This window comes from Pseudomonas sivasensis (assembly GCF_013778505.1).
Taxonomy (GTDB): Bacteria; Pseudomonadota; Gammaproteobacteria; order Pseudomonadales; family Pseudomonadaceae; genus Aquipseudomonas; species Aquipseudomonas sivasensis.
Genome location: NZ_JAAOWU010000004.1, coordinates 105225 through 130265, shown reverse-complemented (window position 1 = coordinate 130265; position 25041 = coordinate 105225). Strand labels below are relative to the sequence as shown.

Annotated in this window: 11 protein-coding genes; 7 read left to right on the top strand and 4 right to left on the bottom strand. The window is 62.9% G+C overall.

Annotated elements, in window-relative coordinates:
* Positions 1-291 precede the first annotated feature (291 nt).
* Both G9Q84_RS09565 and G9Q84_RS09560 read left to right on the top strand, forming a co-directional pair.
* Positions 292-1044 (top strand): thioesterase II family protein, encoded by a 753-nt coding sequence (locus G9Q84_RS09565; RefSeq protein ID WP_032887966.1) that lies wholly within the window; start codon positions 292-294, stop codon positions 1042-1044.
* A gap of 51 nt (positions 1045-1095) precedes the next feature.
* A complete protein-coding gene (locus G9Q84_RS09560) occupies positions 1096-14007 on the top strand; it encodes a non-ribosomal peptide synthetase (protein ID WP_181643237.1) in 12912 nt (4303 codons plus the stop codon).
* Between the two features lie 336 nt (positions 14008-14343).
* Here the strand turns inward: G9Q84_RS09560 and dsbG are convergent, their stop codons facing one another.
* The 3 genes from dsbG to dsbD are packed head-to-tail and all read right to left on the bottom strand — an operon-like array spanning position 14344 to position 17659.
* A complete protein-coding gene (gene dsbG / locus G9Q84_RS09555; protein ID WP_122754413.1) occupies positions 14344-15105 on the bottom strand; it encodes a thiol:disulfide interchange protein DsbG in 762 nt (253 codons plus the stop codon).
* Entirely contained in the window at positions 15081-15932 is an 852-nt protein-coding gene (locus tag G9Q84_RS09550) for a TlpA disulfide reductase family protein (protein WP_095185451.1), read from the bottom strand. Before G9Q84_RS09550 ends, dsbG begins: the two co-directional genes overlap by 25 nt.
* Positions 15932-17659 carry a protein-disulfide reductase DsbD gene (dsbD, locus tag G9Q84_RS09545; protein ID WP_181643236.1) on the bottom strand — a complete coding sequence of 576 codons (1728 nt, stop codon included), beginning with the start codon at positions 17657-17659 and terminating at the stop codon, positions 15932-15934. The genes G9Q84_RS09550 and dsbD overlap by 1 nt, the downstream gene beginning before the upstream one ends.
* A gap of 176 nt (positions 17660-17835) precedes the next feature.
* On the opposite strand from dsbD, the gene G9Q84_RS09540 reads away from it, so the two are divergent.
* The 5 genes from G9Q84_RS09540 (at position 17836) to G9Q84_RS09520 (ending at position 22600) form a co-directional block, all read left to right on the top strand.
* On the top strand, positions 17836-18516 hold the full coding sequence (locus tag G9Q84_RS09540) for a response regulator (protein ID WP_032887975.1): 681 nt from the start codon (positions 17836-17838) through the stop codon (positions 18514-18516).
* Complete coding sequence (locus G9Q84_RS09535; RefSeq protein WP_099603036.1) at positions 18513-19835, top strand: ATP-binding protein; 1323 nt, start codon at positions 18513-18515, stop codon at positions 19833-19835. The genes G9Q84_RS09540 and G9Q84_RS09535 overlap by 4 nt, the downstream gene beginning before the upstream one ends.
* 120 nt (positions 19836-19955) lie before the next feature.
* A complete protein-coding gene (locus G9Q84_RS09530; protein ID WP_181643235.1) occupies positions 19956-20723 on the top strand; it encodes an N-acetylmuramoyl-L-alanine amidase in 768 nt (255 codons plus the stop codon).
* Positions 20724-20884: 161 nt separating this feature from the next.
* Entirely contained in the window at positions 20885-22297 is a 1413-nt protein-coding gene (locus G9Q84_RS09525; protein ID WP_122754410.1) for an aspartate aminotransferase family protein, read from the top strand.
* Between the two features lie 81 nt (positions 22298-22378).
* The gene (locus tag G9Q84_RS09520) at positions 22379-22600 is read left to right on the top strand and encodes an MbtH family protein (RefSeq protein ID WP_032887983.1); all 222 of its coding nucleotides are present in this window, start codon (positions 22379-22381) and stop codon (positions 22598-22600) included.
* Between the two features lie 236 nt (positions 22601-22836).
* On the opposite strand, the gene G9Q84_RS09515 is transcribed toward G9Q84_RS09520, so the two are convergent.
* Positions 22837-25005 carry a mechanosensitive ion channel family protein gene (locus G9Q84_RS09515; RefSeq protein ID WP_032887985.1) on the bottom strand — a complete coding sequence of 723 codons (2169 nt, stop codon included), beginning with the start codon at positions 25003-25005 and terminating at the stop codon, positions 22837-22839.
* Positions 25006-25041 lie beyond the last annotated feature (36 nt).

Below are 25041 nucleotides of genomic sequence, written 5' to 3'. Positions count from 1 at the left end.
CCTTGAAAAATAGGTTGGGGGAGGGCGTCCTTGCTGAGGCCTCCTACACATCGGGCAACAAATTAGGCTGAATGATAATGATTGTCAAATGAGAAGACGAACTAATCTTATGCTTTCTTGTTCGGCGTGAACCACGTCTCGCTCATGCCCGGCGACTAATTATTTGCCGGTGCCGTCCGTTCTTCTGGGTGAAAGGTCCGTTAGTCAGGCGGCCAAGGATCAGCACCCGCAGGAGGACGAGATGGGTTTTTATCGTGCATACAGCGTGTTTCAGTTTGGGGTCTTCGAGCGATGAGCGCGCCGACCCGACTGCGCCTGTTCTGCCTGCCCTATTCAGGCGCCAGCGCCATGGTCTATGCACGTTGGCGCCGGGTGTTGCCCGAGTGGCTGCAGGTATGCCCGCTGGAATTACCCGGTCGTGGCATGCGCATGGACGAGCCCTTGCAGCGCGATATCAAGGCCTTGGCTGCGCAACTGGCGGACGAAATCTGCCACGACTTGAGCGGCCCCTACGCGTTGTTCGGCCACAGCCTCGGCGGCCTGCTCGCCTTTGAATTGGCCCATGCGTTAAACGCACGCAACGTCCCTGCGCCGCTGGCGCTGTTCGCTTCCGGCACTGCCGGCCCGGCGCGTCGCGATGTCAGCGAATACGCCATCGAAAAGACGGATGAGCAACTGATCGCCCGTCTGCGCGAACTGCAGGGCACCGCCGAAGCGGCCCTGGCCAACCCCGAATTGATGCAACTGATGCTGCCGATCCTGCGCGCTGACTTCCTGCTGTGCGGCAGCTTCACCTACGGCGAGCGTGAGCCGCTGGGCATGCCGATCCATGTATTCGGTGGCAAGCAGGACAGCGTACGCGCCGACCAATTGCTCGACTGGCAACTCGATGCCGCCAGCGGCTTTTCCCTCGATATGTTCGACGGCCACCACTTCTTCCTCATGCAGCACGAAAGCACCGTATTGCGCTGCCTGCGGCGCTACGCCGACGAACACCTGGCCCGCTGGCGCAATGGCGCGGCGCGGCAGCTGGTCGCCGGCTGATAGCTACTCAATTTCCGAATTTCCCGTAAGCCGATTTCAGGCAGGAACCCCATGATGGACGCCTTCGAACTTCCCCGCACCCTGGTCCAGTCCCTTCAACGTCGCGCCGCGCAGACCCCGGACCAGGTGGCTCTGCGCTTCCTCGCCGAGTCCGCCGAGCACAGCGTTGTGCTCAGTTATCGCGACCTCGACCAACGCGCCCGCACCATTGCCAGCGCCCTGCAGGCCAATGCCGCGCTGGGCGACCGCGCAGTGCTGTTGTTCCCCAGCGGTCCGGATTACGTCGCGGCGTTTTTTGGCTGCCTGTACGCCGGGGTGATCGCAGTGCCGGCCTACCCGCCGGAGTCCACCCGCCGTCATCACCAAGAGCGTTTGCTGTCGATCATCAGCGACGCCGAACCGCGCCTGCTGCTGACCATTGCCAGTCTTGCCGATGGCCTGGCACAGATAGAAAATGCGCCGCCGGTGTTGAGTGTCGATACCCTCGATGCGCCAGTGGCCGATGCCTGGATCGCCCCCGACCTACAGCCCGACGACATCGCGTTCCTGCAATACACCTCCGGCTCCACAGCGCTGCCCAAAGGCGTGCAAGTCAGCCACGGCAATCTGGTGGCCAACGAAGTGCTGATCCGCCGTGGCTTTGGCATCGACCTCAACCCCGACGACGTGATTGTCAGCTGGCTACCGCTGTACCACGACATGGGTCTGATCGGCGGCCTGTTGCAACCGATCTTCAGTGGCGTGCCGTGCGTGCTGATGTCGCCTGCGTACTTCCTTGGCCGGCCATTGCGCTGGCTGGAAGCGATCAGCCAATACGGCGGCACCATCAGCGGCGGCCCGGATTTCGCCTACAGGCTGTGCAGTGAACGGGTCAGTGAGTCAGCCCTGGAACGCCTGGACCTGAGCACGTGGCGCGTGGCCTATTCCGGCTCCGAGCCGATCCGGCTCGACACCCTGGACCGCTTCGCCGAGAAATTCGCCGCCTGTGGTTTTAGCTCAGACAATTTCTTTGCGTCCTACGGCCTGGCCGAGGCCACGCTGTTTGTCGCTGGCGGCACCCGGGGTCAGGGCATCCCGGCGCTGCGCGTCGACGAGACGGCGCTGGCCGCCAACCGCGCCGAACCGGGGCAGGGCAGTGCGATCATGAGTTGCGGCACCAGCCAGCCGGAACACGCGGTGCTGATCGTCGATCCCCACACCTTGAGTGAGCTGCCCGACAACCGCGTCGGCGAACTCTGGGCCACCGGTCCGAGCATCGCCCACGGCTACTGGCGCAACCCCGAAGCCACGGCCAAGACCTTCGTCCAGCATGCCGGGCGGACCTGGCTGCGCACCGGCGACCTGGGCTTTATTCGCTTTGGTGAGGTGTACATCACCGGCCGCCTGAAAGACCTGTTGATCGTGCGCGGTCATAACCTCTACCCGCAAGACATCGAGCAGACTATCGAGCGCGAAGTGGAAGTGGTGCGCAAAGGCCGGGTTGCGGCGTTTGCGGTGAATGACCAGGGCCTGGAAGGCATCGGCATCGCCGCTGAAATCAGCCGCAGCGTGCAGAAAATCCTGCCGCCCGAGGCGTTGATCAAAGCCATCCGCCAAGCCGTGGCCGAAGCCTACCAAGAAGCGCCGAGTGTGGTGGTGTTGCTCAACCCCGGCGCATTGCCCAAGACCTCCAGCGGCAAGGTGCAGCGTGCGGCCTGCGCGCTGCGTCACGCCGACGGCAGTCTCGACAGCTATGCGCAGTTCCCCGATCTGCAAGGACTGGCGGGCGATGCTGCGCTGGAATCCGAACTGCAACAGCAGATCGCGGCGATCTGGTGCGAACAGTTGCAGGTCGCGACCGTTGCTGCCGACGATCACTTCTTCCTGCTCGGCGGTAACTCCATCACCGCTACCCAAGTGGTCGCACGCCTGCGTGAAACCCTCGGCCTGGAGCTGAACCTGCGCATGCTGTTCGAGGCGCCGACCCTGTCGACGTTTGCCGCCAATGTTGCGCAATTGCAGCAGGACGGCGGCGTAGCCCAAGGTGCAATTCATGCCTTGTCACGCCAGGACGAACTGCCTCAGTCCCTGGCCCAGAATCGCCTGTGGATCACCTGGCAACTGGACCCTCAGAGCAGCGCCTACACCATTCCCGGCGGCTTGCGCCTGCGTGGCGAGCTGGACGAAGACGCAGTGCGCCTGAGTTTCCAGCACCTGATCCAGCGCCACGAAGCCCTGCGCACTCGCTTCTACGAGCGCAACGGCCAGGCCTTCCAGCGTGTTGACGCCAACGTGGCGTTCGACCTGCAAGTCATCGACCTTAGCGACTTGCCCGCTGCGGAGCGCGAAACCCGCGCGCAGCAGATTCGCGAAGACGAAGCACGCACTCAATTTGATCTGGAAAAAGGCCCGCTGCTGTGGGTGACACTGGTGCGCCTGGACGACGAAGACCATCAACTGCTGGTGACGCTGCATCACATCATTGCCGATGGTTGGTCGCTCAACATCCTTATCGACGAGTTCTCGCGCCTCTATGCCGCTGCATCCCAGGGACAATCCCTGGAACTGCCGGCCCTGGCCCTGCAATACGCCGACTACGGCAGTTGGCAACGTCAATGGCTGGCCGAAGGTGAAGGTCAGCGCCAACTGGCGTACTGGAAAAACCAACTGGGGGACGAGCACCCGACCCTGAGCCTGGCCACCGACCATCCGCGCTCCGCGCAGCACATCCGCAGTGCTTCGCGCCATAGCGTGCGCCTGAGCGTCGGCCTCAGCGAAGCGATTCGCCAGACCGCCCAGGCCAATGAGTCCACGCCATTCATGCTGTTGCTGGCGGCGTTCCAGACCTTGCTCTATCGCTACAGCGGCCAGCGCGATATCCGCATCGGCGTGCCCAATGCCAACCGCCCGCGCCAGGAAACCCAGGGCCTGATCGGCTTTTTCATCAACACCCTGGTGCTGCGCGCCGAACTGGACGGGCGCCTGCCGTTCAACCAGCTATTGGCCGCCACCCGCGAGACCGCACTGGGTGCCCAAGCCCATCAGGACCTGCCCTTCGAGCAACTGCTGGAAGCCTTCCCTCAGGCCCGCGAGCAGGGCTTGTTCCAGGTCATGTTCAACCACCAGCAACGCGACCTCAGCGCCTTGCGCCGCCTGCCGGGCATGCTCGCCGATGAGCTGCCGTGGCACAGCCGCGAAGCCAAGTTCGACCTGCAACTGCATACCGAAGAAGACCGCAACGGCCGCCTGAGCCTGGCGTTCGACTACGCCGATGAAGTGTTTGAAGGCGCAACCATCCAGTGCCTCGCCGAGCACTTCATCAACCTGCTGCACGCCATCTGCGAGCAACCCCAGCAAGCCCTCGGCGACCTGCGTTTGCTGCAAGCGGACGAACAGCAACCGTGGAGCCAAGCGCCGTGTGCGCCCGCCCAGCAGTGGTTGCCCGAGCTGCTCAATCAGCAGACTTCGGACAACACCGCGTTGGTCTGGCAGGACGGCAGCCTGACCTTCGCCCAACTGCATGCCCAAGCCAACCGCCTGGCCCATTACCTGCGCGACAAAGGCGTGGGCCCGGACGTGTGCGTGGCTATCGCCGCCGAGCGTTCGCCGCAACTGCTGATCGGCCTGCTGGCGATCATCAATGCCGGTGGCGCCTACGTGCCGCTGGACCCGGATTACCCCGCTGAGCGCCTGGCCTACATGCTCAAGGACAGTGGCGTGCAACTGCTGCTGACCCAGACCGCAGTGTTGGAAAAACTGCCGAGCGCTGACGGCGTGTGTGTCATCGCCATGGACAGCCTGCATCTGGAAAGCTGGCCGACCCAGGCGCCGGGCCTGCACCTGCACGGCGACAACCTCGCCTACGTGATCTACACCTCCGGTTCCACCGGCCAGCCCAAAGGCGTGGGCAATACCCATGGGGCCCTGGCCGAGCGCTTGCAGTGGATGCAGGCCACTTACCAACTGAACGACACCGACGTGCTGATGCAAAAGGCACCGATCAGTTTCGACGTGTCGGTGTGGGAATGCTTCTGGCCGTTAATCACCGGCTGCCGCCTGGTGCTGGCCGGCCCTGGCGAACATCGCGACCCGCACCGCATCGCGCAGTTGGTGCAGGAACATGGCGTGACCACCCTGCACTTTGTGCCGCCGCTGTTGCAGCTGTTCATCGACGAGCCGCTGGTACCCGAATGCACCAGCCTGCGTCGCCTGTTCTCCGGCGGTGAGGCGTTACCAGCCGAACTGCGCAACCGCGTATTGGCTCAGTTGCCGGCGGTGCAGTTGCACAACCGCTATGGCCCGACCGAGACCGCGATCAACGTCACCCACTGGCACTGCACCGCTGAAGATGGCGAGCGCTCGCCGATTGGCCGACCGCTGGGCAATGTGATCTGCCGCGTATTGGACGATCACCTCAACCTGTTGCCAGCCGGTGTGCCGGGCGAACTGTGCATCGGTGGCATCGGCCTGGCGCGGGGGTATCTGGGACGTGCCGGTTTGACCGCCGAACGGTTTATCGCCGACCCGCTGGGCGAGGCGGGTGCGCGCCTGTATCGCACTGGCGACCGTGTGCGCTGGAATGCTGACGGCGTGCTCGAATACCTGGGGCGTCTCGATCAGCAGGTCAAGCTGCGCGGCTTCCGCGTGGAGCCTGAAGAAATCGAAGCGCGCCTGCTGGCGCTGGACGGTATCGCCCAGGCCGTGGTGCTGGTGCGCAATGCCACACTGATCGGCTACTACACCGCAAGCAGAGCGCTGGACGAACAGGACGTGAAAGCCGCCCTGGCCGCCGAGCTGCCCGAGTACATGGTGCCCGCGCAACTGATGCGCCTGGACGCCATGCCCCTGAGCCCCAGCGGTAAGCTGGACCGCCGCGCATTGCCGGAGCCGGTGTGGCAAACCCGCGAACACATTGAACCCGAAACCCCGTTGCAACAGCAGATCGCCGCAATCTGGCGCGAAGTGCTCGGCCTGCCGCAAATCGGCCTGCGCGATGACTTCTTCGCCCTCGGCGGCCACTCATTGCTGGCCACGCAAATCATCTCCCGCACCCGCCAGGCCTGTGACGTTGAGCTGCCGCTGCGTACCTTGTTTGAAGCCAGTGAACTGGGCGCGTTTGCCGAGCAAGTCGGCCTGATCCAGGCCTCGGGCCAGCGCAACCAGCAAACCGCGATTGCCAAAGTTGACCGCAGCCAACCGGTGCCGCTGTCCTATTCCCAGCAGCGCATGTGGTTCCTCTGGCAGATGGAGCCGGACAGCCCGGCCTACAACGTCGGTGGCATGGCGCGACTGCGGGGCGTGCTGGATGTGGGGCGTTTCGAGGCGGCGTTGCAGGCCTTGATCATGCGCCACGAAACCCTGCGCACCACGTTCCCCAGTGTCGACGGCGTGGCCTATCAAAAGGTCTCGCCGCAGACCGGCGTGCGCATGGACTGGCAGGATATTTCGGCGCTGAATGAAACCGAGCGCGAGCAGCGCTTGCAGCAGTTGGCCGATCACGAGGCCCACACGCCGTTCAACCTGGAAACCGGCCCGTTGCTGCGCGCGTGCCTGGTCAAGGCCGGCGAGCAGGAACACTACTTGGTGCTGACCCTGCACCACATCGTCACTGAAGGCTGGGCCATGGACATCTTTGCCCGTGAACTCAGCGCGCTGTACGAAGCCTTTATCGACGAGCGTCTGTCGCCACTGTCGCCGTTGCCGGTGCAATACCTCGACTACAGCGTGTGGCAGCGTCAGTGGCTGGAGTCCGGCGAGCGTCAACGCCAGTTGGATTACTGGACCGCGCAACTGGGCACCGAACACCCCTTGCTGGAACTGCCCGGCGACCGCCCACGACCACCGGTACAAAGCCACCAGGGCGAGCTGTACCGCTTCGATCTGAGCGACGCGTTGGCTGCCCGCGTGCGTGCCTTCAATGCCGAACGCGGCCTCACGCTGTTCATGACCATGACCGCGACCCTGGCCGTGTTGCTCTACCGCTACAGCGGCCAGACCGACCTGCGCATCGGCGCCCCCGTGGCCAACCGTATTCGCCCGGAAAGCGAAGGGCTGATCGGCGCATTCCTCAATACCCAGGTGCTGCGTTGCCAGCTCAACGGTCAGATGAATGTCGGCGAGTTGTTCGAGCAAGTACGCCACACCGTGATCGAGGGCCAATCCCACCAGGACCTGCCGTTCGACCATCTGGTGGAAGCCCTGCAACCTCCGCGCAGCGCCGCGTACAACCCGTTGTTCCAGGTGATGTGCAACGTGCAGCGCTGGGAATTCCAGCAGAGCCGTCAACTGGCCGGCATGACCGTCGAATACCTGGCCAACGATGCTCGCGCGACCAAGTTCGACCTCAACCTGGAAGTGACCGACCTCGACCATCGCCTGGGTTGCTGCCTGACTTACAGCACTGATCTGTTCGACGAACCGCGCATTGCGCGCATGGCTGAACATTGGCGCAACCTGCTGGAAGCGTTGATTGCAGACCCCGATCAACGCCTCAGCGAACTGCCGCTGCTGACCGCCACCGAACAACGCGCATTGCAGGACAGCCTGGGCGTCGAGGCCGGTTTGCATCCTCTCGACCAGTGCATTCATCAGCTGTTCAGCCAGCAGGCGCAAATGCGTGCGCAGGCTCCGGCGCTGACCTTTGCCGGCGTAACCCTCACTTACGCGGAACTCAATGCATGCGCCAATCGCCTGTCCTGGATGCTGCGCGAACGCGGCGTTGGCCCGCAGGTGCGGGTCGGCTTGGCGCTGCCACGCTCCCTGGAAATGGTCATTGGCCTGCTGGCGATCCTTAAGGCCGGCGGCGCCTATGTACCGCTGGACCCGGAATACCCGCTGGACCGCCTGCACTACATGATCGAAGACAGCGGCATCGGCCTGTTGCTCAGCGACGCAGCGATGTTCGAAGCCCTGGGTGAACTGCCGGCCTCGGTGGCGTGCTGGTGCCTGGAAGACGACTCGCCAGTGCTGGCGAATTACCCGGCCGATGAGCTGCCATTTATCAGCCTGCCGCAACACCAGGCGTACCTGATCTACACCTCCGGCTCCACCGGCAAACCGAAAGGCGTGGTGGTGTCCCACGGCGAAATCGCCATGCATTGCCAGGCTGTGATCGAGCGTTTCGGCATGCGCCCGGACGACTGCGAGCTGCATTTCTATTCGATCAACTTCGACGCCGCCACCGAGCGTTTGCTGGTGCCGTTGCTCAGCGGCGCGCAGGTGGTCTTGCGGGCCCAAGGCCAATGGGATGCGGAGGAAATCTGTGGGCTGATCCGCACCCATCGCATCAATATCCTCGGCTTCACCCCAAGCTATGGCAGCCAGTTGGCGCAGTGGCTGGCGACTCAACACCAGACCCTGCCCGTGCGCATGTGCATCACCGGCGGTGAAGCCCTGACCGGTGAACACCTGCAGCGCATTCGCGCAGCCTTCCAGCCAGAGGTGTTCTTCAACGCCTATGGCCCGACTGAAACCGTGGTGATGCCGTTGGCCAGCCTGGCGCCGGAGCACTTGGAGGAGGGCGCCGGCAGCGTGCCGATCGGTAGCATTATCGGCGACCGCGTGGCCTACATTCTCGACGCCGACCTGGCCTTGGTGCCCCAAGGCGCGACCGGCGAGTTGTATGTCGGCGGCGCGGGCCTGGCCCAGGGTTACCACGAGCGTCCGGGCATGACGGCGGAGCGTTTTGTCGCCGATCCCTTTGCCGCCAATGGTGGCCGCCTGTATCGCACCGGCGACCTAGTGCGCCAACGCGCCGATGGTCTGGTGGAGTACCTGGGGCGTATCGACCATCAAGTGAAAATCCGTGGTTTCCGTATAGAACTGGGCGAGATCGAAACCCGCCTGCTGGAGCACGAAGCTGTGCGCGAAGCGGTGGTGCTGGCGCTGGATTCGCCGAGCGGCAAACAGCTCGTGGCGTACCTGGTCAGCGACGCAGAGCACGGCCCATTGCGCGAGGCGCTGAAGGCGCATCTCAAGGCGCAACTGCCGGACTACATGGTGCCCGCGCACCTGATCGTGCTCGACAGTATGCCGTTGACCGCCAACGGCAAGCTCGACCGCCGTGCCTTGCCGCAACCGGACCCCGAGGCCAATCGCCAACAGTACGTAGCCCCGCGCAACGAACTGGAAAGCACCTTGGCCGCGATCTGGTGTGCGGTGTTGAACGTGCAACAAGTCGGCCTGGACGATAATTTCTTTGAGCTGGGCGGCGACTCCATCCTGTCGATCCAGGTGGTCAGCCGTGCGCGGCAGGCAGGAATTCATTTCAGCCCCCGCGACCTGTTCCAGCACCAGACGGTGCAAACCCTGGCCGCCGTGGCCACGCGCTCCGAGCAGGTCACGGCGGAGCAGGGCGTACTCACCGGCAGCTCGGGCCTCACGCCGATCCAGCATTGGTTCTTTGACACCGAGATCCCGGCGCGTCAGCACTGGAACCAGGCGTTGGTCCTCAAGCCGCTGCAATTGCTCGAACCCCATCGCCTGGAGCAAGCGCTGCTGGCGGTGCTGGAGCACCACGACGCCCTGCGCCTGAGCTTCACGCGGCGCAATGCGCAATGGCATGCCGAACATTTGACCGTGCCCCAGGGCGGCGTGCTGATGCAGGCGCAAGTGCGCGATATGGCCCAGTGCACCGCGTTGTTCACCGACACCCAACGCAGCCTCGACCTTGAACACGGCCCGCTGCTGCGCGCCTTGCTGGTGGATGGCCCCGAAGGCCAGCAACGCCTGCTGATCGCGATTCATCACCTGGTGGTGGACGGCGTGTCGTGGCGTGTGTTGCTCGAAGACCTGCAGAACGTGTATCGCCAACTGAGCGAGGGCGAGTCCGTCAGCCTGCCGGCCAAGACCAGCGCCTTGCGTGACTGGGCCGCGCGCTTGCAGGCTTATGCCAGCAGCGAATCCCTGCGTGAAGAATTGAGCGTGTGGCAGGACCACTTGGCGGGCCCGACGGTGGCGTTGCCGGTGGACCGTGCACAGGGCACGTTGCGCAATCGCGATGCCGACACGGTCAGCGTGCGCCTGGATGCCGAACACACCCGTCAGTTGTTGCAACAAGCCCCAAGCGCATACCGCACCCAAGTCAATGACCTGCTGCTGACCGCCTTGGCCCGCGTGCTGTGCCGCTGGAGCGGGCATGACTCGGCGCTGATCCAACTGGAAGGCCATGGCCGCGAAACCCTGTTCGATGAGATCGACCTGACCCGCAGTGTCGGCTGGTTCACCAGTGCCTATCCACTGCGCCTGACGCCCGTGCAAATCGAAGAAGCGGCCGGGCAGGGCGCCTCGATCAAGGCGATCAAAGAGCAACTGCGGGCGGTACCCCACAAAGGGTTGGGCTATGGCGTGCTGCGCTACCTGGCGGACGACCTGTGCAAGCAGGCCATGGCCGCGCTGCCAACCGCCGACATCACCTTCAACTACCTCGGCCAGTTCGACCAGAGCTTCGGCAGCGAGGCGCTGTTCCACCCGCTGGATGAGTCGGCGGGCCTGGCCCATGACCCGGATGCGCCGCTGCCCAACGCCCTGAGCGTCGACAGCCAGGTGTATGGCGGTGAGCTGGTGCTGCGCTGGACCTTCAGCCGTGAGCGCCACGATGCAGACACCATCCGCGAGTTGGCCGAGGCCTATGTCGCCGAGCTGTACAGCTTGATCGCCCATTGCCTCAAGGATGATGCCGGTGGTCTCACACCGTCCGACTTCCCCCTGGCGAAATTGACCCAGCCGCAACTCGACAGCTTGCCGGTCCCGGCCAGTGCCATCGAAGACGTGTACCCGCTGACTCCGATGCAAGAGGGCCTGTTGCTTCACACTTTGCTGGAGCCGGGCACCGGTCTGTACTACATGCAGGACCGCTACCGCATCAACAGTGCCCTGGACCCTGAGCGTTTCGCCCAGGCCTGGCAAGCGGTGATCGCCCGTCATGAAGCCTTGCGTGCCTCGTTCTGCTGGAACGTTGGCGAAGACATGCTGCAAGTGATCCACAAACCCGGCAGCACGCCGATTGAATACCTGGACTGGAGCAACGATCCCGAGGCTGAGCAAGAGCCGCGTCTGCAAGCGCTGCTCAAGGCCGAGCGTGAAGCCGGCTTCGATCTGCTCAACCAGGCGCCGTTCCACCTGCGCCTGATCCGCGTCGGCGAAGCACGCTACTGGTTCATGATGAGCAACCACCACATCCTTATCGATGCGTGGTGCCGTTCGCTGCTGATGAATGACTTTTTCGAGATCTACATGGCCCTGGGCGAAGGCCACGACGCGCAGTTGGCCACGGCGCCGCGTTATCGCGACTACATCGCCTGGCTGCAACGTCAGAACCTGAATGAAGCGCGCGAGTGGTGGCAACAGAACCTGCAAGGCTTTGAGCGCACCACGCCGATCCCGAGCGACCGCCCGTTCCTGCGCGAACATGCGGGCCACAGCGGCGGCATGGTGGTGGGCGACTGCTACACCCGTCTTGATGCCCGCGATGGCGCGCAACTGCGTGAACTGGCACAGGCCCACCAACTCACCGTCAACACCTTTGCCCAGGCGGCATGGGCCCTGGTGCTGCGCCGCTTGAGCGGCGATCGCGACGTGCTGTTCGGCGTCACCGTCGCCGGGCGTCCGGTGGAAATGCCGGAGATGCAACGCACCGTCGGCCTGTTTATCAACAGCATCGCGCTGCGGGTAAAGCTGCCGGAAGACGGTCAACGTTGCAGCGTGCGCCAGTGGTTGAACGGCTTGCTCGACAGCAACATGCAATTGCGCGAGTACGAATACCTGCCATTGGTGACCATCCAGGAACACAGCGAATTGCCTAAAGGCCAACCGCTGTTCGACAGCCTGTTCGTGTTCGAAAACGCCCCGGTGGAAACCTCGGTGCTGGACCGCGCACAAAGCTTGAATGCCACCTCGGATTCCGGCCGCACCCACACTAACTTCCCGCTGACCGCCGTGTGCTACCCCGGCGATGACCTGGGCTTGCACCTGTCTTACGACCAGCGTTACTTCGACGAAACCACCGTGCAAAACATGCTCGGCGAGTTCAAGCGCCTGCTGTTGGCGCTGGTGCAGGGGTTCCATGGCGACATGGCCGACCTGCCGTTGATTGGCGAACAGGAGCGTGAATTCCTGGTTGAAGGCTGCAACCAGAGCGCACACGTCTATCCGCTGGACCTTAGCTATATCGAGCTGTTCGAAGCGCAAGTGAGCGAGCATCCGCAGCGGATCGCCGCCAGTTACCTGGAACAGCAGTGGACCTATGACGAACTCAACCGCCGCAGCAACGGCTTGGGCCATGCATTGATCGCGGCGGGTGTCGGCCTGGATCAACCGGTGGCCTTGCTGGCCGAGCGTAACCTCGACCTGCTGGGCATGATCATCGGCAGCTTCAAGGCCGGTGCGGGTTACCTGCCGCTGGACCCGGGCCTGCCAAGCCAGCGCTTGAGCCGCATCATCGACATGAGCCGTACGCCGTTGCTGGTGTGCACCGAAGCATGCCGCGAGCAGGCCATTGAGTTGCTCGACGGTTTTGACTGCCAGTTGCTGGTGTGGGAAGAAGTGCCGGCTCGTGGTGAGAACCCAGGCATCTACAGTGGCCCGGACAACCTCGCCTATGTGATCTACACCTCGGGCTCCACGGGCTTGCCCAAAGGCGTGATGGTCGAGCAGCGCGGCATGCTCAATAACCAACTGAGCAAACTGCCGTACTTGGACCTGAGCGCGGCGGACGTGATCGCGCAAACCGCGTCGCAAAGTTTCGACATTTCCGTATGGCAATTCCTCGCCGCGCCGCTGTTCGGCGCGCGGGTGGACATCGTGCCGAACACCATCGCCCACGATCCCCAAGGTTTGCTGGCCCACGTTGAGGCACAAGGCATTACCGTGCTGGAGAGCGTACCGTCGCTGATCCAGGGCATGCTGGCCCAGGACCGCATCAGCCTCGACGGCTTGCGCTGGATGCTGCCCACCGGTGAGGCGATGCCGCCGGAACTGGCGCACCAATGGTTGCTGCGTTACCCGCAGATCGGTTTGGTGAACGCTTATGGCCCTGCGGAATGCTCGGATGACGTGGCGTTCTTCCGCGTTGATTTGGCATCGACCCGTGGCACCTATCTGCCGATTGGCACGCCGACTGACAACAACCGCCTGTACCTGCTGGATGGCGCGCTGGAGTTGGTGCCCCATGGGGCTGTCGGCGAGTTATGTGTAGCCGGCACGGGGGTGGGGCGTGGTTATGTCAGCGATCCGTTGCGCACCGCTCAAGTGTTTGTGCCGAACCCGTTCGGCGCACCGGGCGAGCGCCTGTATCGCACCGGCGACCTGGCGCGTCGGCGCAGCGATGGTGTGTTGGAGTACGTCGGGCGTATCGACCATCAAGTGAAGATTCGCGGCTACCGCATCGAACTGGGTGAAATCGAAGCGCGCCTGCACGAGCAACCGCAAGTGCGCGATGCAGCGGTGGGTGTGCAGGAAGGCGTCAACGGCAAGCATCTGGTGGGTTATCTGGTGGCCGCTGATGAAACCCTCAACCCAAGCGAGCGCCTGGACCGCATCAAGCAACGCCTGCGCGCCGATCTGCCGGAATACATGGTCCCGCTGCACTGGCTATGGCTCGACCGCCTGCCGCTCAACGCCAACGGCAAACTCGACCGCAAGGCCTTGCCGGAACTGGAAATCGGCCAGTTGCACAGCCAGGATTACCTGGCACCGCGCAACGAACTGGAAACCACCTTGGCCGCGATCTGGGCCGAGGTGCTGAAAGTCGAAAGGGTAGGGGTACAGGACAACTTCTTCGAACTGGGCGGGCACTCGTTGCTGGTCACGCAGATTGCCTCACGGGTGCAGAAGACCTTGCAGCGCGATGTGCCACTGCGGGCGATGTTCGAGTGCAGCACGGTAGCGGAGTTGGCCGAGTACATCGAGGGGTTGGCGGCCAATGAGATCAGCGCGGAGAAGGTGGATCGGTTGAGTGATTTGATGGCGGAGTTGGAGGGGCTTTAATCTTCGCTGGGTTTGAGGGCCTCATCGGTATCTACACAACTTTCAGTGGTCTGTGCCCCAACACTTGGCACCTCGCTTAGGCTCGGTGTGCCCGAACGAAGGCTCTGGAGCCGACCGGAGTTGGGTCTGGTGTACTGGGTTAAAAATGTGGGAGGGGGCTTGCCCCCGATGAGGGAGTGTCAGTTGATGCATCTTTGGCTGACCCACTGCTATCGGGGGCAAGCCCCCTCCCACACTTGAATGTATTCACCAATAGAAATGTGTGAACCCAAACCACTGTGGGAGGGACGGTGCGACGATTCGACTTGCCCCCGATGGCGTCAAACCAGGCGCCGCTTACTTCGGCCCCATGATCTTCACCAACTTATCCGGCGACGGCGCACCCTGCTGTTGCTGCAGCCCACCCTTGTCATCCAGGTAGAAAATCGCCGGGGTGGCAGACAGTTCCAGTTCATCCATCAACTTCATATTGGCATCGAGCTTGGCTTCGATATCGGCCGGGATTTTTGGCAGTGCCTGCAATTTGCTGCTCTTGCCGGCGGCTTCGTGTTCTTCCAGGGCTTTTTGCGGGTCTTTGGCGGCGAACAGGGCGGCCGATTTCGCGGCGCTGTCTTCGCGGATGATGCCGACCATGATGTGGCGCAACTGCACCTTGCCGGCTTTGACCCACGGCCGGGCCTGTTCCCAGAACATGTTGCAATACGGGCAGTTGGGGTCGCTGAAGAGGTAGACGATACGCGGTGCGTTTTTGTCGCCGTCCTGGATCCAGCTGCTTTTTTCCATCTTGGCCCAGACTTCCTTGGCCATCGGCGCGTACACCAGTTTTTCCAGCGGCGCGGTGCTCAGGTCATCGCCCTGGGCGTCGTACAGGTTGCCGGCGATCACGTGTTTGCCGTCGGCGGTCAGGTACAGCGCCATGCCTCGATTCTGGTATTGCGCGGCATAGCCGGTGAGGCCGCTGGGGGCGTCGAACTTGCCGATGATCTTGGCGCCCTTGGCTTCGATCTGTTTGATCGGTGCCGGCCAGTCATCGGCGTGGGCCAGGTTGGCTGCCAGCGTCAGTGGTAAGAGGCTCAACAGGTGGCGGAGGCTTCGCATGTCGGTTTCCTTGTGGCAGCAGGGGCGGTGTCGAAGGGTTCCATGGCACGGGCCAGGCTGGCCTGGGACAACTCGCCCAAGTGGCTGTTGATGAGGCGTCCATCAGCTTGGTAGAACAAGGTGGTCGGCAGGGCCATGGAGCCCACGGCCTGGCCGAGGCGACCGCTGGCGTCAAACAGCACGTTGTCCAGGTTCAGGCCTTGGGTGGCCAGGTAGGTGCTGACGCTTTGCATGCTTTCGGCCTGGTTGACGAACAGGAAGGTCACGTCAGGGCGCATGCGCTGGGCGCTTTCCAGCACCGGCATTTCGCGGCGGCATGGCGGGCACCAGGTGGCCCACAGGTTGATGACCAGCGGTCCGCCCTGGTAGTCCGCCAGTTGCACCACTTCGCCATTGGCGTTGCGCAAGGTGATGTCTGGCAGGCGTGTGCCTTTTTCATACACGCTCAAGGAAAGGCTGGTCATGCCCCAGAACAGCAGACCGGTGATGACCCCGGCGCTCAACGGCTTACGCAGCGCCGGTCGCCGCCAGCCGTAGAGCACTGCGCCGATGAGCAGGGCGATGATGCCTGGCCAGGCGAGAAAGCCGCCGTCGCGCAGGTCGACCATCTGCAGCCAGTCGCTGCTGTAGTAACTCCAGTACATCAGCACAAAGCTGACGCGGGCCGCGAGCATGCCCAGCAGAAACAGGCTGAACAGCACTGACTCCGGGTTTTCACCACCACGCTTGGCCACGCGCCAGCCCACCAGGGTGGCGAGAATCAACGCGCTGATCAGCAGGATGTGATTCAGCGCGATGGCGAAGGTGCCGATGGTCAGGGTCAGCATCAGAGGGCGTCCCGAGTTTGCGTCCAGCGTTGCAGGAAGGCGTCGGCATTCACTTCGCCGGTGATGCGTTGTGCGCGGCGTTCTTCACCGTCGGGGCCGATCCAGACAAAGCTCGGTGGCCCCGGCACCTTGTAGCGGCCCAGCAGTTCGCGGCTGGCGGCATTGTCGGCGGTGACGTCTAGGCGCAGCAGGCGCACGTCTTTTAGGGCGTCGAGAACTGCGGGTTTGCCGAACACCTGTTTTTCCATGATCTTGCACGACACGCACCAGTCGGCGTAGTAATCCACCAGCACCCATTGGCCCTGGGCCTTGGCGCTGTCGAGTTGGTTTTGCAGCACGGCGGGGTCATTGATGGTCATGAAGGCGTCATGGGCGGAGGGCGCCCCGGCGACCTTCGCGCCGCTGTACACCTTCAGCGGTTGCCACAGGTCGTCGCTGCCACCGGCCGCACCCACCACCAGCACCGCGCCCCACAGGCCCAGCACCAGGGAGCCGGCGCCGAATACCTTGGCCGCCAGGCCGTACTCGCGGGCGAGGGTCCAACCGCAGTAGGCCATCACCAGGGCCAATGCACCCCACAGGCCGACCCACAGGCTTTCGCCAACTACCGGGCGAATCATTAGCACGGCGGTGCCCAGGAACAGGAAGCCGAAGATGCCCTTGAGCACGTTCATCCAAGTGCCCGGCTTGGGCAGGAAGCGGTTGCCGACAGTCACCAGCAGCAACAACGGAATGCCGATGCCGATGCCCATGGCGAACAGGATCAAGCCACCGTGCAGCGCGTTGCCGCTTTGGGCGATATACAGCAGGGCGCCAGCCAGGGGCGCGGTCATGCACGGGCCGACCAGCAGGCCGGACAGCGCACCAAGCACACCCGCACCGATCAGGCTGCCACCGCTTTGCTGGCGGCTGACGTTGTCCAGTCGGTCGCGCAGGAAGGCGGGCAGTTGCAGTTCAAAGAAGCCGAACATCGGCAGGGCGAGCAGCACAAACAGAGCGGCGAAACTGCCCAATATCCACGGCGTTTGCAGCAGGGCGGCGAGGTTGGCGCCGAGCAACGCAGCCAGTACGCCCAGCGCGGCATACACCAGCGCCATGCACACTACGTAGCTGCTGGCCAAGGCAAAACCACGGCGAGGGCTGGCGCCGCTGCCCACCACCAGGCCCGCGAGGATCGGCAGCATCGGCAACGAACACGGTGCAAACGCCAACAGCAGGCCCAGGCCGAAGAACACCAGCAGGCTCCAACCCAGGCTGCGCTGTTGCAGGCCGCTGGCCAGGCTCTGGTCCTGGGCTTGAGCGGTGGCCGCTACGGCAGGATTGCCACCCAAGTCCACGGTGATCGACTGCGGTGGGTAGCACAGGCCAGCATCGGCGCAGCCCTGCCAGCCCAGCTTGATCTGGCCGGTGGCGCCAGCAGGGAGCTTCACTTCCAGGCCCTGGCGGTACACTTCCTGCTCGCCGAAGAACTCATCGCTATGGGCTTCACCTTGCGGCAGTGCCGGCTGTGCGGTCAGGCCCTCGAACTTCATGCGCTGCTTGTACAGGTAATAACCGTCGGCAATCTGCCAATACAGCTGGGTCTCGCCACTTTCAAGAGGTTCGGAGGTAAAGGTGAAAGCTTTGCCCACCGGGAGGAAATCGGGTTTGGTCTCAAACGGGTTGCCCGGCGCGGCTTGGGCCAACCCGGCGAACAACACCAGCAGAAAGGTAAAAAGATGCCGCATGGTCAAGCCTTAGTCCGATACAAGTGAGGCACACAATGTGTGGCGTTGATTAACCGATGATTAACCGGGGCTATTCTAAAGTGTAGGGATTATCTGAGCTTGCCTCTTTTCACGGCATAATCTGCGCTTAATCCGCTGCACCTTTAATCACCCCCATCTTTTATGAAGGGTTCACCATGCACGTACTGGTCTGTGAAGACGACGAACTGATCGCCAGCGGCATCGTGGCCGGCCTCACCGCCCAGGGTTTTACCGTCGAGCGCGTGGCTACGGCTGCGGCTGCTCGGGCGATGCTCAAAGCGGCGACTTTCGACATCATGGTGCTCGACCTCGGCCTGCCCGACGAAGACGGCCTCAAGCTGTTGCAGCAACTGCGCAGCCAGGGCCTGGAGATTCCGGTGCTGATCCTCACCGCGCGGGACTCGGTGACCAACCGCGTCGACGGCCTGCAAGCCGGCGCCGATGACTACCTGCTCAAACCCTTCGACTTGCGCGAATTAGCCGCCCGCCTGCAAACCCTGCTGCGCCGGATGGCAGGGCGCAGCGTCAACTTGATCGAACACGGCCGGTTGACCTATGACCCCAGCAGCCGTGAAACCCTGTTGGGTGGCCAGCCGGTGGATTTGTCCCGGCGTGAGCAGGCGCTGTTGCAGGCCCTGCTGCACAACAAGGGCCGTGTGCTGTCCAGTGAGCAGCTCAAGGACAGCGTCTACGGCTTTAACGATGAGCTGGAAAGCAACGCACTCAACGTGCATATCCACCACCTGCGGCGCAAATTGGGCAATGGCATTGTCGAGACCGTGCGTGGTCTGGGCTATCGCCTGGGCCCGGCGGATGATGGAGAGAACGTTTCGTGAAGAGCCTGCGCCTGCGCCTGACGTTCAAGCTCGGCGCCGCATTCGTGTTGATCTGGGCCCTGGCAGCGGCCTGGATGCTCAACGACCTGCGCAACCAGATGATGTTCTCTCTCGACCAGCGCCTGGTGGCGTCGGCGCGCATGGTGGCGGGGCTGACCGAGCAGATGCCGGGCCTGGCCAGTGTCAGCGGCGGCGCGCATTTCAGTGCCGAGCAACTGCATGTGCCGGGCGGCATGGCCTGCCAGGTCAGCTCCTTGCGCGGGGAAATCCTCGCGCGAAGCCACACCACGCCGGATCAGGGCCTGGAGTCCCAACGCAGCGGTTTTCGCGACCAAGAGATCGACGGCGTGGGCTGGCGCAGCTTTACCCTGTCCCGTGGCGATCTGCTGATCACCACCGCCGACCGCCAGGTGGAGCGCGAGGCGTTGAATATGTCGATCCTGCTGGCGGCATCGGTGCCGGTGGGCGTGGCCATGCTCGGTTGCCTGTGCCTGCTGTGGTTGGGCATCGGCCAGAGCCTGCTGCCGCTCAACCGTATGCGCGATGCGCTGATGCGGCGCAGTGCGGACTCTCTCGAACCCCTTCAGATCCACCCGCTGCCCAGCGAACTCAAACCGCTGCTCGACACCCAGAACCAACTGTTGCAGCGTATCGCCAAGACCATTGAGCGCGAACGTCGCCTCACTGGCGACGCGGCCCACGAACTGCGCAGCCCGCTGACGGCGATCAAGACCCACCTGCAAGTGGCGCGCATGACCGAAGGTGCGGCCCGCGACCAGTCCCTGGCCCACGCTGAGGAGGGCGCCGACCGCCTGCATCGCACCCTGGAACAATTGCTGTTGCTGGCGCGAGTGGAAGGCAGCCTGTCGTTTGACGATGGCGTGCAGTCCAGCGCCGAAGACGTCGCACGGCTGGCGATCCAGGATGCCAATGCTGGCGATAACTCACGCATCGACCTGATCCTGCCGGACAACCTTTCCAACGCTCCGGTGGAAATGCCCGTTGGCCTGGCGGTTGCGGCCCTGCGCAACCTGCTGGACAACGCCTTGCGCCACACCCCGGCGGACACTCGCGTGGAACTCAGTCTGTTCACCCAGGCAGGCAACGTGGTGTTTCGCGTGCGTGACCACGGCAAGCAGATTTCCAGCGAAGACCTGCAGTACTTGACCCAACGCTTCTGGCGTAATGGCAACAGCGAAGGCTGCGGCCTGGGCTTGGCAATCGTGCAAGCGATTGTGCAGCGCTGTTCCTGCTCGTTGACGTTCGACAGCCAGGCGGATGGCCTGCGCGTCGAGCTGGGTATGCCGTTACGGCGCTGATCTTTTTTCATCTGCCAAATAGTTACCGCCCTCTTGAAGTTCAGCGCTTCAGGATGGCGGTAATTTTTTTGCACTTGAACGGGCCGAAGGACTCGGCCTGTACTGAAAAGGACAGTTCTTATGTTAGTCATCGATACCACTTTTCCTGCCAAAGGCTTCAATGAACGCAACGGTGAAACCGTGCGGCAGTTGATCCTGCATTACACCGCAGCTCCCTTCACATCCTCCTTGCAGACGCTGACGCAGGAGGGGGTCAGCGCTCACTATCTTTTGCCCGACCCGGATGAGCCTGGTTACCGCGCTGCCGGGTATGACGAACTGCGCGCGTTTCGCCTGGTGGATGAAACCAAGTCTGCGTGGCATGCCGGTGCGAGCCAATGGGCAGGGTGGGACAACCTCAATAGCCGCTCCATTGGCATCGAGATCGTCAACCTGGCACGGGACGATGCGGGTGTCTTTACCTTTCCTGAGTACTCGCACGAACAGATTGAAGTGTTGAGTGCATTGGTGCGCGACATCCTCGGACGCTACCCGCAGATCGGCCCGACCGACATTCTCGGGCATTCGGACGTGGCCTATTGGCGCAAGAGTGATCCAGGGCCTCGACTGCCTTGGCGGTGCTTGTACGACGCCGGTGTAGGTGCCTGGTTCGATGAGGCGGCGCGGACGATGTATCAACGCCGATTTTGTGTAGGGCTGCCGCCGGAAGTGGAAGTGGAGCGTGCGTTTCAGCGATATGGGTATAAACCGGCGCAGAATCGACAGGCGTTTGAGCAGCGCACGCGGGCGTTTCAGATGCACTTTCGGCCGGGGGATTATCGTGGCGTATTGGATGCCGAGACGTGCGCGATCCTGTATGCCTTGAATGAGAAATACCGAGGACTTTGACGCAGAGCACCGTTCAACGGCATCAGTTAACGATCACCAGCCCTAAATCCCTCAGCCGCTGATGCGTTTCCAGAACAGGAAATCCGTGCGCATGCCCTTGGGCCAGACGCCAACGGATTGGCAGTTTGGTCACCATCATCAGCGTATTGAGGGATAGAGAGATGTCTGTCGCTACCAGCCGTATCGAAAGCGCCCCAGTGCATGTCAGCCCGGCGCCTGTGGAAACGCTCTACCAGTTCGACGAAACACCGCTGCTGGCCCGTCAGCGCCAGCAGGAATCCAATGCGCGCAGTTATCCGCGGCGTATCCCTTTGGCGCTCAAACGTGCCAAGGGCATCTACGTGGAAGACGTGGAAGGCCGCCAGTTCATCGACTGCCTGGCCGGGGCCGGCACCCTGGCGCTGGGGCATAACCACCCGGTGGTGATCGACGCTATCCAGCAAGTGCTGAGTGATGAGCTGCCGTTGCACACCCTCGACCTGACTACGCCGGTCAAGGATCAATTCGTGCAGGACTTGTTCGGTCTGTTGCCGGCCGAGTTGGCGCGGGAAGCCAAGATCCAGTTTTGCGGGCCCACTGGCACTGATGCGGTGGAAGCCGCGCTGAAACTGGTCCGTACCGCCACCGGGCGCAGCACCGTGCTGTCGTTCCAGGGCGGTTATCACGGCATGAGCCAAGGCGCTTTGAGCCTGATGGGCAGCCTGGGGCCGAAGAAGCCCTTGGGGGCGTTGCTTGGCAATGGCGTGCAGTTCCTGCCGTATCCCTACGATTACCGCTGCCCGTTTGGTCTGGGCGGTGCGCAAGGTGTGCGGGTCAACCTGCACTACCTGGAAAACCTGCTTAACGACCCGGAAGCTGGCGTGTTGCTGCCGGCGGCGGTGATTGTTGAAGTGGTGCAGGGTGAAGGCGGCGTAATCCCGGCCGACCTCGACTGGCTGCGCGGCCTGCGACGCATCACCGAGCAGGCGGGTGTGGCGTTGATTGTCGACGAAATCCAGAGCGGTTTTGGCCGCACCGGCAAGATGTTCGCCTTCGAACACGCGGGCATCATTCCGGATGTGGTGGTGATGTCCAAGGCCATCGGCGGCAGCTTGCCGTTGGCGGTGGTGGTGTACCGCGACTGGCTCGACACCTGGCTGCCGGGCGCCCATGCCGGCACGTTCCGTGGCAATCAAATGGCTATGGCGGCGGGTTCGGCGGTGATGCGCTACCTCAAGGAACACGACCTGCCCGGCCACGCGACAGTTATGGGCGAGCGCCTCGGCGAACACTTGCGCATCCTGCAACGCGACTTCCCGCAGTTGGGGGATATTCGAGGTCGCGGGCTGATGCTCGGTGTGGAACTGGTCGACCCGGACGGCACCCTCGATACCCAGGGCCACCCTCCGGTGCACCGCCAATTGGCGCCGCTGGTACAGCGCGAGTGCCTCAAGCGCGGGCTGATCCTGGAACTGGGTGGTCGCCATGGCAGCGTGGTGCGCTTCCTGCCGCCGCTGGTGATCACCGCCGCTGAAGTCGACCGTGTGGCCGAGATCTTCGGGCGTGCCCTGGCCGCCGCCGTGGACAGCCTCTAATTTTTCGATGGCTTGGTACGTTTCTACAGATATCAGTGCTGCGCGTGGTGCGCAGCCAGCTTTTTGCGATGGAGAACAGCAATGACCTCAGTATTTGACCGCGACGACATCCTGTTTCAGGTAGTGGTCAACCATGAAGAACAGTATTCCATCTGGCCCGACTATAAGGTCGTGCCGGAAGGCTGGCGCACCGTGGGCAAGAGCGGCATGAAGAAAGAGTGCCTGGCCTACATCGAAGAAACCTGGACTGATATGCGCCCGTTGAGCTTGCGCCAGAAGATGGATGGAGCAGCGCTCGTTTAAACATGGCGGTTTGTGTCAGGTAGTCAGGCTCTATGGGGTGAGCGCGCGTATTGTGGCAAGCGGGCCTGGTGCGGTGAGCGGGCTTGCCCCGCGCTGGGCTGCAAAGCAGCCCCACTCCAGCCACTGAGTTGTATCAGATACACCGCATTCCACCCGTTCAGGACCGCTTCGCGCTCCAGCGCACGGCAAGCCCGCTCACCATAACAAGCCGCTCGGCAAAGGTGGGTGCGGCGACTTCAAGCGTCCTTCTCTTTCTCCAGCCCACCCGAAGCTCCCGTCACCACCTGCACACTCAATCGAGGTGTGGCCAAATCCAACCCGGCCTCGTCCAGATGCCGTTTCAGCGACAGGTTGAACGCCCGTGACACTTCCCATTGCTTGATCGGCGCCGTCTTGAACCGGGCGCGCAGGATCGCGCTGCCTGACTCAAAGCTTTCCACCCCCTGGATCTCCAGCGGGGACCAGATATTGCGGCGCTGCAGCGGGTCATTGCGCATTTTCTGGCCGACATCACGGATCAGCTTGATCGCGTTATCAATGTCCATGTTGTACGGAATTGCCACCCGGAAGATCGCGTAGCCGAACTCTCGCGAGTAGTTCTTGATGCTCTTGATCTCGCTGAACGGAATGGTGTGCACAATCCCGTCGATGTCGCGCAGGCGCACGGTGCGGATGGTCAGGCCCTCGACGGTGCCGAGGTGGCCGCCTACATCCACGTAGTCATCAATCGCCAGGGAATCTTCGATGATGATGAACAGGCCGGTGATCAAGTCCGCCACCAGCGACTGCGCACCAAAACCGATGGCCAGGCCGATCACACCGGCACCCGCCAGCAGCGGTGTGACGTTCATGCCCATATTCGCCAGGGCGACGATGGCGGCAATGATGAAGATCGTCACGAACAGCACGTTGCGGATCAACGGCATCATGGTCTGCGCCCGCGCATTGGCCAGGCCTTTGCGCGAGCGGGTGAGGGCGTGGTGGATCGCCGTGTCGCTGAGGATCCAGATCAGCCAGGCGAACAGCAGCGTACCGGCTAGGCCGAACAGTTTGACCGCGATTTCATGCCCCTCGCCTTCGGCAAAGCCAATCAGCGACAGGCCCCAGACCCGCAGGCCCAGCTCGATAAACACCAGCCATACCGCCAGGTGGGCCAGGGTGTAGATGAAGCTTTTCAGGCGCTCGGAGTACAGCGCATGGCGCTTGTGCCCGCGTTGCGGCTTGAGAGCATGGCGGCGTACCAGACCGTTGATGACCATGCACAACACCAGCAACACCGTGCACAGCAGCGATTGGCGCAGGGCGGTGCTGGTGTCGCCGGCAGAGACGAACGTGGCAAACAGCGAAATGCCCACCAACAGCAAGGCCGGGAGGTACCAGAACGAACCGATGATCGAGAGGGTGTCGCTGAGGGCGCGACGGGTGAGGCGGCGCGACAGCGGTTGGTTGCGTATCAGGTGGGCGATCGGGCGGCGAAACCGCAGGATAAACACGCCGGTGGACAACGCCGCCATCACATTGGCGACGGTTGCGGCGGTGTGAGACAGGTGTTGGCCGAGCGCGGTTACCAGGCGTGGGTCGCTCAGGGCTTCACCAAAAGCGGCAAAGCTGCCGATCCACCACAGCGGACGAAAGGCCTGGTGCCGCAGGATATACAGCGCACGATGGCGGTGCGGGCCGTCGAGCAAAGAGAACGCGATCACGCAGATGGCTGAGAAACAGGTACCGACCACCAGCGCGTAAGCCAACACCATCGCCAGGGATTTACCCAGGGAAGAGGGCAGTGCGTAGCTCATGTACACGGTGATCACCAGCGCGATCAGCCACGGGCCCAGTTTGCGCAGGGCAAAGCGCACCATGTCCCAGGTGCGCGGGTGTTGCGGCAGTTCTTCAGGCAGACCGAACCGTTCGCGGACGCGGTGGCTGAGCCATATCAGCACGTAGGCCAGCAGGCTCCACACCGCGAGAATAAGGGCAAAGCCAAAAATGATTGGCAGCCATTCGTTGGCCGGCAGCATCAAAGCGTCGAGTTCGTCCTTGGCCTGGTCGATCTCATCGGACCAACGCCCCAGCGGGCTGTCGTTGCCGGAGAACTGTTGCTCCAGGGTCGACAGCGTGCTGCCGATCAGCCCAAGCACGCCCTGTTCGGCGGCCGGCTGGGCTTTTTGTGTGGCGGCGCGGAGTTTTTTCAGATCGCTCAGCAGTTGGGTGCGCTGCTGGTCGTTTTCCAGGGTCTTGATCACCTCGTCCAGCGATTGGCCGAGGGGCACTTCTGCCTGGGGCTGGGACTTGTTAGTGCTGCCGAGCAGGCCGGGCAAACCGACTGCTTGGGCAGAAGTCAGCGGCAGCAGGGTGAACAGGGCGATCAGCAGGTAGCAGGGCAGGGCAAACAGACGGGAAAGCACGAGGCGGTCAACCTTGGAAACGACGGGTTGAGCGAG